The organism is Ramlibacter humi (assembly GCF_004681975.1).
GTDB lineage: Bacteria > Pseudomonadota > Gammaproteobacteria > Burkholderiales > Burkholderiaceae_C > Ramlibacter > Ramlibacter humi.
This window is the reverse complement of the sequence record NZ_SMLK01000002.1, coordinates 39,306-55,506: the sequence shown is the minus strand read 5'-3', so window position 1 is coordinate 55,506 and position 16,201 is coordinate 39,306. Positions and strand designations below refer to the sequence as shown.

Sequence of the window (16,201 nt, the reverse complement as noted above, 5' to 3'; positions counted from 1 at the left end):
CCCGCCAACCTCCTCCCCAACTGAATTTTCGGAGTCAAGAACATGGCAGCAAAAGACGTGGTTTTCGGCGGTGATGCCCGCGCCCGCATGGTCGAAGGCGTGAACATCCTCGCCAACGCGGTGAAAGTGACCCTGGGCCCCAAGGGCCGCAACGTGGTGCTCGAGCGCTCTTTCGGCGCCCCCACCGTGACCAAGGACGGCGTGTCCGTGGCCAAGGAAATCGAGCTGAAGGACAAGCTGCAGAACATGGGCGCGCAGATGGTCAAGGAAGTGGCTTCCAAGACCAGCGACAACGCCGGTGACGGCACCACCACCGCCACCGTGCTGGCCCAGGCCATCGTGCGCGAAGGCATGAAGTACGTGGCCGCCGGCATGAACCCGATGGACCTCAAGCGCGGCATCGACAAGGCCGTGCTGGCCCTGACGGAGCAGCTGAAGAAGGCCTCCAAGCCCACCACGACCTCCAAGGAGATCGCCCAGGTCGGCTCCATCTCCGCCAACAGCGACGAGTCGATCGGCAAGATCATCGCCGACGCGATGGACAAGGTCGGCAAGGAAGGCGTGATCACCGTCGAGGACGGCAAGTCCCTGCAGAACGAACTGGACGTCGTCGAAGGCATGCAGTTCGACCGCGGCTACCTGTCGCCCTACTTCATCAACAACCCCGAGAAGCAGAGCGCGATCCTCGAGAACCCGTTCGTGCTGCTGTACGACAAGAAGATCAGCAACATCCGCGACCTGCTGCCCACGCTGGAACAGGTGGCGAAGGCGGGCCGTCCGCTGCTGATCGTCGCCGAAGAAGTCGAAGGCGAAGCGCTGGCCACCCTGGTGGTCAACACCATCCGCGGCATCCTGAAGGTCGTGGCCGTCAAGGCGCCGGGCTTCGGCGACCGCCGCAAGGCCATGCTGGAAGACATCGCCATCCTGACGGGCGGCAAGGTGATCGCCGAGGAAGTGGGCCTGACGCTCGAGAAGGTGACCCTGGCCGACCTGGGCCAGGCCAAGCGCATCGAAGTGGGCAAGGAAAACACCACCCTGATCGACGGCGCCGGCGCCGCGGCCGACATCGAAGCGCGCGTCAAGCAGATCCGCGTGCAGATCGAGGAAGCGACCAGCGACTACGACCGCGAGAAGCTGCAAGAGCGCGTGGCCAAGCTGGCCGGCGGCGTTGCGGTGATCAAGGTCGGTGCCGCCACCGAAGTCGAGATGAAAGAAAAGAAGGCTCGCGTGGAAGACGCGCTGCACGCCACCCGCGCTGCCGTGGAAGAAGGCATCGTGGCCGGCGGCGGCGTGGCGCTGCTGCGTGCCAAGCAGGCCGCGGGCACGATCAAGGGCGACAACGCCGACCAGGACGCCGGCATCAAGCTGGTCCTGAAGGCCATCGAAGCCCCGCTGCGCGAGATCGTCTACAACGCCGGTGGCGAAGCCTCCGTGGTGGTCAACGCCGTGCTGGGCGGCAAGGGCAACTACGGCTTCAACGCCGCGAACGACACCTACGGCGACATGATCGAGATGGGCATCCTGGATCCCACCAAGGTCACCCGCACGGCCCTGCAGAACGCCGCGTCCGTCGCGTCGCTGATGCTGACGACCGAAGCCATGGTTGCCGAGGCGCCGAAGGAAGAAGCTCCGGCCGCGGGCGGCATGCCCGGCGGCATGGGCGGCATGGGCGGCATGGACATGTAAGGTGTCCTCACCTGCAAATCGCGCAGCGATTTGCAGGTGGCTCAAAAGAAAAGGCCGGGCTCTGCCCGGCCTTTTCTTTTGGTTGATCAGTTGAGGAAGGACCGGCGAAGCCGGATCCTTCCTCAAAGGGTGTTCGCGCTGCATGTTATTCCGCGCGAACGGTTCGACCTGCGGTCATGTTTCTTCTTCCTCCCTCCCCTCTGGGGGAGGGTCGGGGTGGGGGCGCTCCGGCGGTTGTGCTACCGAAGGCGTTTGATCAACTGCGCGGTCGACGGATCGAGTCCGTTCGTATCAGCGCTCTGCAATCGCGGCGCGATGTCCTTCGCCAGCACCTTCCCCAATTCCACACCCCACTGGTCGAAACTGTTGATGCCCCAGATCGCGCCAGCGCAGAACACGCGGTGTTCGTAGAGCGCGATCAGCGCGCCGAAGCTCGCCGGGTCCAGGCGGTCCAGCACGAACATCGTACTGGGACGGTTGCCGGGGAAATGCTTGTGACCGCCGGGGTCGCTCTTGCCCCGCATCAGCGCGGCGGCTTGCGCCAGCACGTTGGCCAGCAGTTGGGGGTGGTGCTCGGCCAACTCGTGCGCGGGCCGCCTCACCGCGATGAACTCCACCGGCACGACGTCGGTGCCCTGGTGCAGCATCTGGAAGTACGCGTGCTGGCCGTTGGTGCCGGGCTCGCCCCACACCACGGGCGAGGTGCCATAGGGCACTTCGCGGCCGTCGCGGTCCACGCGCTTGCCGTTGCTTTCCATCTCCAGCTGCTGCAGGTACGCGGGCAGCCGGCGCAAGGCGCTGTGGTACGGCGCCACGCTGCGGCTGGCGAAGCCGTGGAAGTCGCGGTACCAGACGTCCAGCAAGGCCAGGCGCACGGGCAAGTTGCGCTCCAGCGGCTCGTGCTGGAAGTGCTGGTCCATCGCGTGCGCGCCGGCCAGCATGTCGCGGAACCGGCCAGCTCCCACCGCGATGGCGATGGGCAGGCCGATGGCGGACCACACCGAGTAGCGGCCGCCCACCCAGTCCCAGAAGCCGAAGGTGCGTTCGATGCCGAATTCCGCGGCGGCCTCCACGTTGGTGGTAAGCGCCGCGAAATGGCGCGCGACGTCGGTGCCGCCGTTCTGCTCGAACCAGCGCTTGGCCGAGCGCGCATTGGTCATCGTCTCCAGCGTCGTGAACGTCTTGGAAGCGATGAGGAACAGCGTGTTCCGCGGCTTCAGTTGCCGCAGCACCGAAGCCAGCTCGTGCCCGTCGATGTTGGAGACGAAGTGGAAGCGCTTGCCCGGCGCGACGAATTCATCCAGCGCGATCACCGCCATCTGCGGCCCCAGGTCGGAGCCGCCGATGCCGATGTTCACCACGTCGGTGATCTGCCCGTCGGCACGCACCTGTTGCGCGAACGCCAGCATCGCGTCCAACGTCTCGTGCACCTTCGCAAGCTCGTCTGCCACTTCTTTGCCGGCCGCCGCATCCTTCGGCGTGCGCAGCAGCCAGTGCATGACCTGGCGGCCTTCGGTCGCATTCGCCGTGGCGCCGGCGAACATCGCGTCCCGCTGCGCTTCCAGCGCGCAGTCGCGCGCCAGTTGCAACAGCAGGCGATCGGCTTGCACGTCCACGCGGTTCTTCGAGAGGTCCGCGAACACGTGCGGCGCCTCGAAGCTGAAAGCGGCGGCCCGCGCCGGATCTTTCGCGAAAGCGTCACGCACGTCGAAGTCGCGACCCGCGGCCTCAAAGTGCAGCCGCAGCGATCCCCAGGCCTGCGTCTCGTCGCAGCGCTGAGCGGAGCTGGCCATGCTCAGGCCTCCTTCAACAGCTTTTCGAGCTTCACGGCGTCGGCCGCGAACGCGCGGATGCCTTCGGCGAGCTTCTCGGTGGCCATTGCGTCCTCGTTCAGCGCGTAGCGGAAGCCGGCTTCGTCGTAGTTGACCGGCGCGAGGTCCAGCTTCTTCGCATGGTCGGGATCCAGCGCGCGCGCCACCGGTGCATCGGAAGTGGCGAGTTGCGCCAGCAGCTCCGGGCTGATGGTGAGCAGGTCGCAACCGGCCAGCGCGATGATCTGCCCCGTGTTGCGGAAGCTGGCGCCCATCACCTCGGTCTTGATGCCGAAGTGCTTGTAGTGCAGGTAGATCTGCCGCACGGACTTCACGCCGGGATCGTTGGCGCCCGAGCTGGCGGCCTCGTCCCACGATGCGCCCGCCGACTTCTTGTACCAGTCGTAGATGCGGCCGACGAAGGGCGAGACCAGCTGGACCTTGGCTTGCCCGCACGCCACCGCCTGGCAGAACGAGAACAGCAGCGTGAGGTTGGTGCTGATGCCGCGCCGCTCCAGCTTTTCCGCGGCCTGGATGCCTTCCCACGTCGACGCCACCTTGATCAGCACGCGCTCGGTGGGCACGCCTTCGGCCTGGTACATCTCGATCAGGCGCTCGCCGCGCGAGACCGTGGCCATGGTGTCGAAGCTCAGGCGCGCATCCACTTCCGTCGACACGCGGCCCGGGATCAGCGCGAGAATCTCACGGCCGAAACGCACCAGCAGCCGGTCCATGGTTTCGTCCAGCGGCTTGGCGCGGTACCTGGCCATGGTCTCCTTGAGCAGCGGCGCGTAGTCGGCCTTCTGCACGGCCTTGAGGATGAGCGAAGGGTTGGTCGTCGCGTCCTGCGGGTGGAACTGCGCCAGCTGGCGGAAGTCGCCGGTGTCGGCCACCACCGTGGTGAACTGCTTCAGGGCTTCGAGTTGGTTCATGCGCCGATGATAGGCGCAGCAGCGCCGCCGGTGGGGGCGAACGGAGTGCCCATAAAGGCGTAACTCGATTACGGCCGTGCCTGGCGAAATGCTTTGTACATCTGGCAGCAGCGCGACGCGCGCCCGGCACCAAACCTGAAACCAAGTTACAGTCGCTCATTCATTCCAAGGACCTGTCCATGAGCTTCGACCTCGTCCTGTTCGGTGGCACCGGCGACCTGGCCTGGCGCAAGCTGCTGCCGGCGCTGTTCCAGGCCTTCCGCCACGGCACGCTGCCGAAAGACGGCCGCATCATCGGCGTGGCGCGCGACGATCTCAGCCACGAGCAGTACCGCGAACTCATCCAGCAGCGCTTCGGCCACGTCGACCTGGCCAAGCGGCCCAGCCCCGAGGAGTTCGGCCGCTTCGCGCAGCTGCTGCAGTTCCAGCGCATGGACCTGTCCAGGCCCGAAGACTATGCGCGACTGAAGGACCGGCTGGAGCAGCGCAATGCCGACCAGGTGGTGATGTACCTCGCCACGGCGCCCAGCCTCTTCATGCAGGCCTGCGAGCAACTCGCCGCCGCCGGGCTGAACACGCCGCGCACGCGCATCGTGCTGGAAAAGCCGCTCGGCCACGACCTGGAAAGCAACCGCGAGATCAACGCCGTGGTGCGGCGCGGCTTCAGCGAGCAGCAGGTGTTCCGCATCGACCACTACCTGGGCAAGCCGGCGGTGCAGAACCTCTTCGCGCTGCGCTTCGGCAACTCGCTCTTCGAGCCGCTTTGGCGCCGCGAGCACATCGCCAACATCCAGGTGACCATCGCCGAGGACATCGGCGTGGAAAAGCGCGGCGCGTTCTACGACCAGACCGGCGCGCTGCGTGACATGGTGCAGAACCATGCGCTGCAACTCGTCTGCGCGCTGGCGATGGAGCCGCCCATCAGCAGCGACGCCGACGCCATCCGCGACGAGAAGCTCAAGGTGCTGCGGTCCTTGCGGCCCTGGACGCCCGAGGCCATCAACCAGTTCGCCGTCCGCGGCCAGTATGCCGCCGGCAACGTCGGTGGCGAGTCAGTTCCGGGTTACCGCGACGAGCCGGGCGTGAATCCCGCGAGCACGACCGAGACATTCGTCGCGCTGCGTGGCGTCATCGCCAACTGGCGCTGGGCCGGCGTGCCGTTCTACATCCGTACCGGCAAGCGGCTGGCCGCGCGCGACGCGCACATCGTGGTGAACTTCCGGGCCGCGCCGCACGCGATCTTCCGCACGCCGCTGGGCGGCGCCAACCGCCTGGTGATCCAGCTGCAGCCGCGCGACGGCCTGCAGCTTCATCTGCTGGCACAGGGGCAGGAGAACCGGCGCAACGACCAGTCGCTCGCGCCGGTGCACCTGGACCTGGACTTCGACAAGCGCTTCGGTTCCGAGCGCGTGGGCGCCTACGAACGCCTGCTGCTGGACGTGATCGACGGGCGCCTGAACCTGTTCGTCCGCAGCGACGAGCAGGAAGCGGCATGGCGCTGGGTGGAGCCGCTGCTGGATGCGTGGCAAGGCAACGAATCGGGCCTGCGGCCCTACGCGGCCGGCAGCTGGGGGCCGAGCGCCGCCAGCGCGATGATCGCGCGCGACGGTTTCTGCTGGAGCGAGGAGCAATGAACGCCGGCACGGGCGGCACGATGCTGGACCGCATCAAGGCCTCCCTGCCTTCGCTGGCCGCCGCCGAGCAACGCGTGGCGAAGCTGGTGCTGGAAGACCCGCGCGCCTTCTCCAACCTGCCGGTCAGCGAGCTCGCCGAGCGCGCGCACGTGAGCAAGCCCACGGTCGTGCGCTTCTGCCGCAGCATGGGCTACGACGGCCTGTCGGACTTCAAGCTGAAGCTGGCCGGCAGCGTGAGCGAAGGCGTGCCGTTCATCCACCGCAGCGTGGACCCCGACGACAAGGCCGGCGACGTGCTGGTGAAGGTGATCGACAACACGGTCGCCGCTTTCCTGAAGTACCGCAACGACGCGTCCACCTGGGCGATCGAGCGCGCCTCCGAAGCGCTGGCCGCGACGTACCAGACGGGGCGGCGCATCGAGTTCTATGGCGCCGGCAACTCGGGCATCGTGGCGCAGGACGGCCAGCACAAGTTCTTCCGGCTGGGCGTGAACACCATCGCGTACAGCGACGGGCACATGCAGGTGATGGGCGCTTCGCTGCTGGGGCCGGGCGACTGCGCGGTGATCGTGTCCAACTCGGGCCGCACGCGCGACCTGATGGACGCCTGCGACATCGCGCGCAAGAACGGCGCGACCACCATCGTCATCACGGCAAGCGGTTCGCCGTTGGCGACGGCGGGACACATCCATCTGGCGGCGGATCATCCCGAAGGGTACGACCGCTACAGCCCGATGGTGTCGCGGCTGCTGCACCTGATGATCATCGACGTGCTGGCCACCTGCGTCGCGCTGAAGATCGGTGGCGCGCGGCTGCAACCGCTGCTGCGCGAGATGAAGAACAACCTGAGGACGAAGCGGTACGCGTAGTCCCAAGTCCCCGCGCAGGCGGGGATCCATTTCATGCCTCAGCGGTACGCGTAAAGCCGCGTCCGCCGCGATTCAGATCCGCCCTTCCTCCACCGCGTGGCACGCGATGCGGATGCCGCCGATGGACAGCAGCGCCGGCCTCTCGTTGCGGCAGCGGTCGTTGGCGTGCGGGCAGCGCGGATTGAAAGCGCAGCCGGCGGGCGGGTTCAACGGATTGGGCACCTCGCCTTGCACCGGCGTGCGCGCGCGGCCCGTGTCGTGCATCTTCGGGATCGCGTCCAGCAGCATGCGCGTGTACGGGTGGCGCGGGCTGCCGAACAGGTGGTGCTTGCCGGCAAGTTCCACCACGCGGCCCAGGTACATCACGCCGACCTGGTCGGCCACGTGGCGCACCACGGCCAGGTTGTGCGAGATGAAGAGGTACGTGAGGCCCTGCTTGCGCTGCAGGTCCTTCATGATGTTGAGCACCTGCGCCTGCACGCTGACGTCCAGCGCGCTGGTGGGCTCGTCGCACACCAGGAACTCGGGCTCGGTGGCCAGTGCGCGCGCGATGGAGATGCGCTGGCGCTGCCCGCCGGAGAACTGGTGCGGGTACTTGGCCATGTCCAGCGGCGACAGGCCGACGCTTTGCAGCAGCTGGCCCACGCGGTCACGCAGCTGCGCGGGATCCGACAGCAGCCCGTGTTCGCGCAGCGGTTCGGCCACGATGTCTTCCACCTTCCAGCGCGGGTTCAGGCTGGCATAGGGATCCTGGAAGATCATCTGGATGCGGCGGCGCAGTTTGCGGCTGTCGCCGCCGCGGAACGTGGCATGGGCGTCGGTGCCGTCGAAGGTGAAGCCACCGCGGGAAGGTTCGTACAAGCCGACCAGCAGGCGGGCCACCGTGCTCTTGCCGCAGCCGGATTCGCCGACCAGCGCCAGCGTCTGGCCCTTCTCGATCTCGAAGCTGACACCGTCCACCGCGTGCAGCAGCTGGCGCGGCTTGCGCTCCAGCACGCGGTTGAGCCAAGGCGCGGAAACGTCGAATGTCTTGGCCAGGTCGCGCGCCTGGACGAACGCGGTGCTGTTCGTCACGGCGCTCATGCGGCAGCCTTCGCGGCGGCAGTGGACGAATGCGCGTCGTGCAGCCAGCAGGCCGCGCGCGTGGCGCCGGCGGACAGCAGTTCGGGACGTTCCTGGGTGCAGCGTTCGAACACGCGCGGACAGCGCGGGTTGTAGGGGCAACCGGGCGGGATGGCGTTCAGCCGCGGCATCGCGCCGTCGATCTGGTTGAGCCGCTCACGGTCGCTTTCCATGTCGGGTATGGAGGCCATCAAGCCCATCGTGTATGGGTGCGCCGGCGTGTTGATCACCTCGTGCACCGGCCCGATCTCGGCGATACGGCCCGCGTACATCACGGCCACGCGGTCGCAGGTTTCGGCGATGACGCCCATGTCGTGCGTGATGAGCATCACCGCGGCGCCACGGTCGCGGCAGATGCGTTTGAGCAACTGGATGATCTGCGCCTGGATGGAGACGTCCAGCGCGGTGGTGGGCTCGTCGGCGACGATGAGCTTGGGCTCCGCCGCGAGGGCGAGCGCGATGACCACGCGCTGGCGCATGCCGCCGGAAAACTGGTGCGGGTAGTGGTCGATGCGCTCGGCCGCGGCGGGGATGCCCGTGTCTTCCAGCAGCGCGACGGCGCGGCGGCGCGCCTCGGCCGCGCCCACCGGCAAGTGCGCCTGGATGGTCTCCACCAGCTGGCGGCCGATGGTGTACAGCGGGTTCAGCGAAGTGAGCGGGTCCTGGAAGATCGCGCCGATCTTGCGGCCGCGGATGTGGCGCATCTGCTCGTAGCGCAGGTTGTCGATGCGCTGGCCTTCCAGCAGCACCTGCCCGGAGGCGATGCGCCCGGGCGGCTCCAGCAGGCCGATGATGGCGGCGCCCGTCAGGCTCTTGCCGGCGCCGGACTCGCCCACCACGCCCAGCACTTCGCCCGGCGCGATGGAGAACGAGATGTCGTCCAGGGCGCGCAGCGTGCCGCGGCGGTTGGGGAACTCGACGATCAGGTTTTGGACTTCCAGCAGGCTCATCGCGCGCTTTCCTTCTTGCTCAGCGCAGGCGCGGGTTGAGCGCGTCGCGCAGCCAGTCGCCCAGCAGGTTCACCGACAGCGCGATCAGCACCAGCATCAGGCCGGGGAACACGGTGATCCACCACTCGCCCGAGAACAGGTAGTCGTTGCCCACGCGGATCAAGGTGCCCAGCGAAGGCGATGTCGGCGGCACGCCGACCCCGAGGAACGACAGCGTGGCTTCGGTGATGATGGCCGTGGCCACCTGGATGGTGGCCAGCACCAGCACCGGACCGGTGACGTTGGGCAGCACGTGCCGCACCATGATGCGCAGCGGCGCCACGCCGGTGACGCGGGCGGCCTGCACGTACTCCTTGTTCCTCTCGACCAGCGTGGAGCCGCGCACCGTGCGCGCGTACTGCACCCAGCCCGTGAGCGTGATCGCCACGATCAGCACGCCGAATGCCACCGTGTTGTGCGCGTTGGGAAACAGCGCACGGCCGACGCCGGCGATGAGCAGCGCCACCAGGATGGCAGGGAAGCTGAGCATCACGTCGCACAGGCGCATCAGGAAGCCGTCGACCCAGCCGCCCTTGAAGCCGGCGAGCAAGCCCAGCGCCACGCCGATGACCATCGACAGCAGCACCGACACCACGCCCACCACCAGCGAGATACGCGCGCCGAACATGAGCGTGGACAGGATGTCGCGGCCCTGGTCGTCGGTGCCCAGCAGGTACTTGGTGCTGCCCTCGGGACTCCAGAACGGCGGCAGCCGCGCATCGGACAGCACCAGCGTGGTGAGGTCGAACGGGTTGTGCGGCGCGACCCAGTCCGCGAACGCGGCACAGAACACGCATGCGAGCGCGATGAGCGCCGCCACGATCGCCATCGGCGAGGTGCGAAAGCTGTGGCCGACGTCGCCGTCGAACCAGCGGGCGAGGGTTTGTTTCATTCGGGAGAAGCGGAAGAAGCAAGCGCCGCGCGGCGGATCGCCTGGCGCGGCGCTCGGGCTTGCGTCAGCGGCTTACTTCTTGACCGTGATCCACTTGAAGTCGAGGTAGTTGTCGCCGCGCTGGACGACCGTCACCTTCTTGCTCACGCCCCAGGCCAGCGACTGCTGGTGCAGGGGCAGATGGCCGATCTCGTTGGCGTGGATCTCGTTGGCCTTCTTGATCATCTCCAGGCGCTTGACCTTGTCGGTTTCCGACTGCACGGCCTTGGTCAGCTTGTCGTACTCGGCGTTGCACCAGCTGCCCAGGTTGAACTGGCCGGCCCCCTTGTCGTCCGGGCAGGCCATCAGCGCATTCATCGCGTTGTGCGCGTCATACGTGCTGGGCGTCCAGCCGAGCATGTAGAAGCTGGTGTCGCGGCGCAGGACCTTCGGGAAGTAGGTGCCCTTGGTCTCGGCCTGCAGGTTGATCTTGACGCCGATGCGCGCCAGATTGGCGGCGACGGCCTGGCAGATGCGCGCGTCGTTCACGTAGCGGTCGTTAGGGCAGTTCATCGTCACCTCGAAGCCCTGCGGGTAGCCGGCTTCGACCATCAGCTTCTTGGCACCGTCCGGGTCGTACGGCAGGCGCTTGTTCTGCTCCTGCGTGAAGCCGTTGATGCCCGGGCCGTACATCAGCGCGGTGGGCAGCGACACGTTGCGCATGACGGTGCGCTTGATGCCTTCGATGTCGATGGCCTGGTAGAAGGCCTGGCGAACGCGCTTGTCCTTGAAGGGGTTCTTGCCCTTCACGCTGGAGTACAGCAGCTCGTCGCGCTTCTGGTCCATGCCCAGGAAGATGGTGCGCAGCTCGGGCGCGACCATGGCCTTGGCGTTGGGGGAATTGGAGACGCGGTCGATGTCCTGCACCGGCACCGGCTCCATCACGTCGACTTCGCCGGACAGCAGCGCGGCCACGCGGGTGGCATCGTTGCCGATGGGCGTGAAGATGACTTCCTGGACGTTGCCTTCGATCTTGCCCCAGTAGTTGCCGTTGCGGACAAACGTGGTCCGCACGTTGGGCTGGCGCTCGCGCAGGCGGTACGGGCCGGTGCCGTTGGCGCGGAACGAGGCGGCGTTCTCGATGCCCTTGCGGCGGTCGACCGGGCGCGTGGCCTGGTTGTCCTCGCACCACTTCTTGCTCATGACGAACACGTTGGTCAGCACGTCCGGCAGGATGGGGAATGGCGCGTTGGTCTCGATCTCCACCGTGTGGCTGTCGATCTTGCGAACGGCCTTCACGTCGTTGGTGTAGCTCTTCATGTCCGACCCGTCCTGCTGGGTGCGGGCCATGGTGAACAGCACGTCGTCGGCGGTGAAGGGCGTGCCGTCATGGAACTGGACGTTCTTGCGCAGCTCGAAGCGCCAGACGGTGGGTGAGGTCTGCTTCCACGCGGTGGCCAGCGCGGGCGCCAGCGACAGGTCCTTGTTGCGGCCCACCAGCGGTTCGTACACGTTGCTGGTCACCGACAGCTGCAGCGACTCGTTGAGCGAGTGCGGATCCATCGACAGCGCATCGCCCTGGTTGGCGACACGCACCGTCTGGGCGGACGCCCCGAAGGCCAGGGCGCCCAGCAGCGCGGCGGTCAGCAGTGTTTTCTTCATCGTCATGGTGCAGCTCCTTTAGCTACGGGGTGAGCGGTTCAGGCCGCGTGCAGCGGCATGGCTTGTTCGACCAGGCTCGCGTGCAGCGCGGAGCCCAGGGGCAGAATCTCGTCGTTGAAGTCGTAGCGGCTGTTGTGCAGCATGCAGCTGCCTTCGCCGCCTTGGCCGATGCGCATGTAGGCGCCGGGCCTGACCTGCAGCATGAAGGAGAAGTCCTCCGCGCCCATGCTGGGTTCCAGGTCGCGCACGACGTGGTCGGCGCCGACCAGCGACTCGGCGACGTCGGCGGCGAACATCGCTTCCTGCTGCGTGTTGGTCGTGGCCGGGTACATGCGCTCGTAGTGCACCGATGCCGTGGCCCCGAAGCCCAGGGCCACGGCGCTGCACAGCTCGGTGAGGCGGCGCTCCACGAGGTCCTGCACCGCGGGCGTGAAGGTGCGAACGGTGCCCACCAGCGTGGCCTTGCCGGGGATGACGCTCATCGAATGCAAGTCGCCCGCGTCCATGGCGCAAAGGCTGATGACGGCGCCGTCGAGCGGGCGCACGTTGCGCGAGACGATGCTCTGCACGGCCGTGATGATGTGCGCCGCCACGAGCACGGGGTCGATGGCCATGTACGCGTGCGCGCCGTGACCGCCCTTGCCGGTGATCTCGATGGTGACCTTGTCGGCGGCGGCCATCATCGGGCCGGGGCTCAGGCCGACGGTGCCGGGGCGCATGGCCGGCCAGTTGTGCATGCCGTAGACCGCCTCGACCGGCCAGCGGTCGAACAGGCCGTCCTCGATCATGGCCTTGGCGCCGGCGTAGCCTTCCTCGCCGGGCTGGAAGATGAGCACCGCGGTGCCGTCGAAGTTGCGCGTCTCGGCCAGGTAGCGCGCGGCGCCCACCAGCATGGCGGTGTGGCCGTCGTGGCCGCAGCCGTGCATCTTGCCCTGCTTGGTGGAACGCCAGGCGAAGTCGTTGGTCTCCGCCATCGCCAGCGCATCCATGTCGGCGCGCAGGCCGATCATGCGGCCGCCGCTGTTCTGCTTGCCGCGGATGATGCCCACCAGGCCGGTCTTGCCCAGGCCCGTGTGGATCTCGTCCACGCCGCACAGCTTCAGCGCTTCCTGCACGCGGCCGCCGGTGTAGACCTCTTCGTAGCCGATCTCGGGATGGGCATGCAGGTCGCGGCGGAAGGCGGTGAGCTCCGGGTGGAACTGCGCGATGTGCGCGAAGGCGCGGCCATTGGCCTTCAGGCGGGGCGTAGGCATCGAGGCAAGCATCAATGTCCCTTGGCGCCGCCGACGCGAAGTCGCGGATCGACGGCGAAGTACAACAAGTCGACCACCAGGTTGATGACGACGAAGATCAGTGCGATGAGGCACAGGTAAGCCGCCATCACGGGGATGTCGGCGAACGTCACGGACTGGATGAAGAGAAGGCCCATGCCGGGCCACTGGAAAACCGTTTCCGTGATGATGGAAAAAGCAATCAAGCCACCGAGCTGCAGGCCGGTGATGGTCATGACCGGCACCAGGGTGTTCTTCAGCGCATGGCCGAAGTGGATGGCACGGTTGGACAGGCCCCGCGCGCGGGCGAACTTGATGTAGTCGGTGCGCAGCACTTCCAGCATCTCGGCGCGCACCAGCCGCATGATGAGCGTCAGCTGGAAGATGGCCAGCGTGATGGCCGGCAGCGCCACGTGATGCCAGCCATCCGGCGTGAGCAGGCCGCTGCTCCACGGACCCAGCTGCACCGTTTCGCCACGCCCGAAGCTTGGGAACCAGCCAAGGTGCACGGAGAACACCAGGATCAGCAGGATGCCGATCAGGAACGTCGGCAATGAGACGCCCAGCAGGGAGAGCGTCATGAATGTCTGGCTGAGGAAATTGCCGCGGCGCAACGCCGCGTAGACGCCCATCGGCAGGCCGGCCACGAGCGCCAGTGCAGCAGCCACCACCGAGAGTTCCAGCGTGGCGGGAAACCGCTCGCCGATGAGGCGCGACACTTTGGCGCCCTGGCGCAGGCTGAGGCCGAACTCGCCTTGCACCGCGTTGATGAGGAAGTGCCAGAACTGGACGAAGAACGGCTGGTCAAGGCCCAGCTCGGCGCGCAGCTGGCGGATCTGGTCGGGCTTGGCGTCCTGGCCCAGCAGGAAGACCACGGGGTCTCCCACGTACTGGAACAGCAGGAAGGCGATGAACGCCACGGCGACCATGACCACCACGGCCTGCAGGAGACGGCGAAGAATGAACGCGAGCATCGTTGTCAGGAGCGGCGGGAATGCTAGCAGAGCAAACTGCGGGCCAGCCCCGGTGAAAACGAGCGGGCGGACACGCGGGCTGAGTTGCTCGCGAAACGGAAAAACGGGGAGCGTATCGCCGGCGCTATGGCGCGGCGGAGACGGTGCGCTGAGTGAAGGTCAGCGGGCCGTACCAGGCCCGTGACGTGCTTCGCGTGTTGTCGCTGTCGGTCATCACCGCCACGCCCACGAGGGCGCCGGGCGCTTCGCCGAAGGCTTTCTCGAAATCGGCGCGGATATTGCGCTCGTAGTCCAGCCAGCGGCCGAGCTGACCGGGACCCGATTCCAGCACCATCGTGCGGATGCGATCGGTGCGCGGATTGGGAATCACAGTGCCGGGCTGGCGCTTGTTGCACCACACGTACATCAGGGTGGCGTACGGCATTTCCTCGCCGGTGAGGGCGCGCATCAGCTCCGAAAGCATCGCGTTCTTGGTGGAGAACTTCGAGCGGTCGCCTTCGAACGCCAGGATGATGCGCACCGGCGAATCGTCGGCATCGCGCAGGGCGAGATCGGCCGAGGGCGTGAGTGCGGGAACCTTCCACGAGAAGCGAACCGCAGCGAGCTCCTGCGGTTCGATGCGGACCTTGTTGCGCACGACGCTGGCTGCGGAAACGGCGGTCGCCGACAAGGCATCCCGCCCGTCCAGGCGCACTGGGCGGAAGGTCACCGGCGCCTTGCCGGGTAGACGCTGGTGTTCCCACGAAAGAGGATCAAGGCCGGCGCCTCCGGAAGCGCGCGCCCACGAGCTGTCCGCCAAGGGGACGTGAGGTTGATGGTCATCGACTGCGTCGTCATGATGTGATTGCGGGCCGGCGCAGCCGGCCGCGAAGACGCAAGCGCACGCCAGTGCAAAGGCAGCCGCCCTGCGCAAATGACTGGATTTCGTCTCCACAGCGTGCATCTCCATAAAAAAAGCCGCCCAAAGGCGGCTTTTTCAAGTTTCTTTTTTCTTCAGCCGGTTGCCCGGCTTCGGAAATTAGAAGGAGTGGCGCAGACCGATGTCGTAGCCGGTCGAGTGCTGGTTGACACCAGTCGTCGAACCGTTCAGCGCAATGGCCGAGCCGTTGCTGTTGGTCACGCGAGCAACCGTCGCGTACAGAGCCGTACGCTTGGACAGGTTGTGCACGTAGCCCAGAGCCAGCTGGCGCGCGCGCGGCGAGGTGCCGGCGCCTGCATTGGTCTTGATCGTCGAGTAGGACGCACGGATCAGGCCAGCACCCACGGGGACCAGGCCGCCGATCAGCCAGCTGTTGGCGGTCGAGTTGGCAGCACCGGCGACGCCGTCGATGCGGTCGCGGTTGTACTGGGCTTGCAGCGTGGCAACGCCGAAGTTCCACTGACCACCGATGTTCCACACCTTCTGGTCGCCAGCGGCGTACTTCGTGTTGGACACGGCGACACCCACGTCCAGCGGACCGGCAGCGTAGCCGACCTTCAGGCCGTAGCCCGTGCCATCCTTGTTCGTGCCGCCAGCGGCGTTCGAAGCGTTCTCACCCATGTAGTACTGCAGCGTGCCGTTGAAGCCACCCAGGTTGGAGGGCGTCAGGTAGGCGATGCTGTTGGAAGCACGGACGAAGGTGGGGGTACCGGCGCCGGCGGCAGCGTTGGTGAGGGTGGTGCCCACACCGTTCGTGCCGAACGGATCGTACGTCGTGAGGTTCACGAACTGGGGCGTGTAGTCACGGCCCAGACGCACGGAACCCCAGCCACCGTTCAGGCTGACCCAGGACTGACGGTTGAAGGTCAGGCCTTGCTGGCCGTTACCCAGGGCAGCGGCGGCAGCCTGGTTGTTGTTGTTGGAAGCGGAACCCGTGCCGTCGTCGTTGTTGACGCCAGCTTCCAGCCAGAACGAAGCGGACATGCCGCCGCCCAGGTCTTCCGTGCCACGGAGGCCCAGACGCGAGCTGTTCAGGCCAGAGTTGCCCAGGCGGGTCTTGCTGGCGACGCTGCCGGAGCCGTGCTGCCACGTGGCGTCAACGACACCGAAGATCTGCACCGAACCAGCGGCGGGGATACCGTTCAGGTTGCCGGACTGCGCGGAGGCAGCGCCAGCGGCGGCCAGCACAGCCAGGGCAATGAGGGACTTTTTCATGCAAGTTTCTCCAAGGTTAAACATAGGGCTCCGGTTCGATGGGCTCACGCGATGCAGGCACACATGTGCTCCCGCCGGATCCCCGGGCCAACCTCCTTTTGGGAAGCTGGCGCTATTGCACCAGACCGTCTTTTCTTACGCAAAGCATTTAGCCCGGCGCCCGGCGATTCGTTGCACAGCGGCAACATCGGGTTTGTGAACAGTGGGCGCGGCGCAACACAACGATCCTAAGCCCTTGTTCCAGCG

Annotated in this window: 13 protein-coding genes; 3 read left to right on the top strand and 10 right to left on the bottom strand. The window is 66.8% G+C overall.

Features of this window, described 5'->3' with window-relative positions; translation table 11 throughout:
• The first annotated feature begins 42 nt into the window (after positions 1–42).
• Entirely contained in the window at positions 43–1,686 is a 1,644-nt protein-coding gene (groL, locus tag EZ216_RS07785; protein ID WP_135249189.1) for a chaperonin GroEL, read from the top strand.
• Positions 1,687–1,925: 239 nt separating this feature from the next.
• On the opposite strand, the gene pgi is transcribed toward groL, so the two are convergent.
• Both pgi and tal read right to left on the bottom strand, forming a co-directional pair.
• A complete protein-coding gene (pgi, locus tag EZ216_RS07780) occupies positions 1,926–3,479 on the bottom strand; it encodes a glucose-6-phosphate isomerase (RefSeq protein ID WP_135249188.1) in 1,554 nt (517 codons plus the stop codon).
• A 2-nt stretch (positions 3,480–3,481) separates the two neighbouring features.
• Positions 3,482–4,429: a transaldolase gene (tal, locus tag EZ216_RS07775; protein WP_135249187.1), complete on the bottom strand. Its 948-nt coding sequence runs from the start codon at positions 4,427–4,429 to the stop codon at positions 3,482–3,484.
• 179 nt (positions 4,430–4,608) lie between these two features.
• On the opposite strand from tal, the gene zwf reads away from it, so the two are divergent.
• Entirely contained in the window at positions 4,609–6,063 is a 1,455-nt protein-coding gene (gene zwf, locus EZ216_RS07770; protein WP_135249186.1) for a glucose-6-phosphate dehydrogenase, read from the top strand.
• 20 nt (positions 6,064–6,083) lie between these two features.
• Positions 6,084–6,932, top strand: a complete 849-nt coding sequence (locus EZ216_RS07765) for a MurR/RpiR family transcriptional regulator (RefSeq protein ID WP_135249768.1) — start codon at positions 6,084–6,086, stop codon at positions 6,930–6,932.
• Positions 6,933–7,004: 72 nt separating this feature from the next.
• On the opposite strand, the gene EZ216_RS07760 is transcribed toward EZ216_RS07765, so the two are convergent.
• From EZ216_RS07760 to EZ216_RS07725, 8 genes are all read right to left on the bottom strand, one after another.
• Positions 7,005–8,015 (bottom strand): ABC transporter ATP-binding protein, encoded by a 1,011-nt coding sequence (locus EZ216_RS07760; protein WP_135249185.1) that lies wholly within the window; start codon positions 8,013–8,015, stop codon positions 7,005–7,007.
• Positions 8,012–9,004 carry an ABC transporter ATP-binding protein gene (locus tag EZ216_RS07755; protein WP_135249184.1) on the bottom strand — a complete coding sequence of 331 codons (993 nt, stop codon included), beginning with the start codon at positions 9,002–9,004 and terminating at the stop codon, positions 8,012–8,014. The genes EZ216_RS07760 and EZ216_RS07755 overlap by 4 nt, the downstream gene beginning before the upstream one ends.
• A 19-nt stretch (positions 9,005–9,023) precedes the next feature.
• Positions 9,024–9,935 (bottom strand): ABC transporter permease, encoded by a 912-nt coding sequence (locus EZ216_RS07750; RefSeq protein WP_135249183.1) that lies wholly within the window; start codon positions 9,933–9,935, stop codon positions 9,024–9,026.
• Between the two features lie 72 nt (positions 9,936–10,007).
• On the bottom strand, positions 10,008–11,582 hold the full coding sequence (locus tag EZ216_RS07745) for an ABC transporter substrate-binding protein (RefSeq protein ID WP_135249182.1): 1,575 nt from the start codon (positions 11,580–11,582) through the stop codon (positions 10,008–10,010).
• A 32-nt stretch (positions 11,583–11,614) separates the two neighbouring features.
• Positions 11,615–12,829, bottom strand: coding sequence for a M20 aminoacylase family protein (locus tag EZ216_RS07740; protein WP_135249181.1), 1,215 nt, complete (start codon positions 12,827–12,829; stop codon positions 11,615–11,617).
• 11 nt (positions 12,830–12,840) lie between these two features.
• Complete coding sequence (locus EZ216_RS07735) at positions 12,841–13,821, bottom strand: ABC transporter permease (RefSeq protein WP_135249180.1); 981 nt, start codon at positions 13,819–13,821, stop codon at positions 12,841–12,843.
• 124 nt (positions 13,822–13,945) lie between these two features.
• On the bottom strand, positions 13,946–14,755 hold the full coding sequence (locus EZ216_RS07730; protein ID WP_239024312.1) for a DUF3047 domain-containing protein: 810 nt from the start codon (positions 14,753–14,755) through the stop codon (positions 13,946–13,948).
• Between the two features lie 84 nt (positions 14,756–14,839).
• Positions 14,840–15,955 (bottom strand): porin, encoded by a 1,116-nt coding sequence (locus EZ216_RS07725; protein ID WP_135249178.1) that lies wholly within the window; start codon positions 15,953–15,955, stop codon positions 14,840–14,842.
• Positions 15,956–16,201 lie beyond the last annotated feature (246 nt).

What these genes read in the sequence shown, in the direction of transcription:
- groL (WP_135249189.1), top strand. Translation starts at nt 43, where the DNA reads ATGGCAGCAAAAGACGTGGTTTTCGGCGGTGATGCCCGCGCCCGCATG.
- pgi (WP_135249188.1), bottom strand. Translation starts at nt 3,479, where the DNA reads ATGGCCAGCTCCGCTCAGCGCTGCGACGAGACGCAGGCCTGGGGATCG.
- tal (WP_135249187.1), bottom strand. Translation starts at nt 4,429, where the DNA reads ATGAACCAACTCGAAGCCCTGAAGCAGTTCACCACGGTGGTGGCCGAC.
- zwf (WP_135249186.1), top strand. Translation starts at nt 4,609, where the DNA reads ATGAGCTTCGACCTCGTCCTGTTCGGTGGCACCGGCGACCTGGCCTGG.
- EZ216_RS07765 (WP_135249768.1), top strand. Translation starts at nt 6,084, where the DNA reads ATGCTGGACCGCATCAAGGCCTCCCTGCCTTCGCTGGCCGCCGCCGAG.
- EZ216_RS07760 (WP_135249185.1), bottom strand. Translation starts at nt 8,015, where the DNA reads ATGAGCGCCGTGACGAACAGCACCGCGTTCGTCCAGGCGCGCGACCTG.
- EZ216_RS07755 (WP_135249184.1), bottom strand. Translation starts at nt 9,004, where the DNA reads ATGAGCCTGCTGGAAGTCCAAAACCTGATCGTCGAGTTCCCCAACCGC.
- EZ216_RS07750 (WP_135249183.1), bottom strand. Translation starts at nt 9,935, where the DNA reads ATGAAACAAACCCTCGCCCGCTGGTTCGACGGCGACGTCGGCCACAGC.
- EZ216_RS07745 (WP_135249182.1), bottom strand. Translation starts at nt 11,582, where the DNA reads ATGACGATGAAGAAAACACTGCTGACCGCCGCGCTGCTGGGCGCCCTG.
- EZ216_RS07740 (WP_135249181.1), bottom strand. Translation starts at nt 12,829, where the DNA reads ATGCCTACGCCCCGCCTGAAGGCCAATGGCCGCGCCTTCGCGCACATC.
- EZ216_RS07735 (WP_135249180.1), bottom strand. Translation starts at nt 13,821, where the DNA reads ATGCTCGCGTTCATTCTTCGCCGTCTCCTGCAGGCCGTGGTGGTCATG.
- EZ216_RS07725 (WP_135249178.1), bottom strand. Translation starts at nt 15,955, where the DNA reads ATGAAAAAGTCCCTCATTGCCCTGGCTGTGCTGGCCGCCGCTGGCGCT.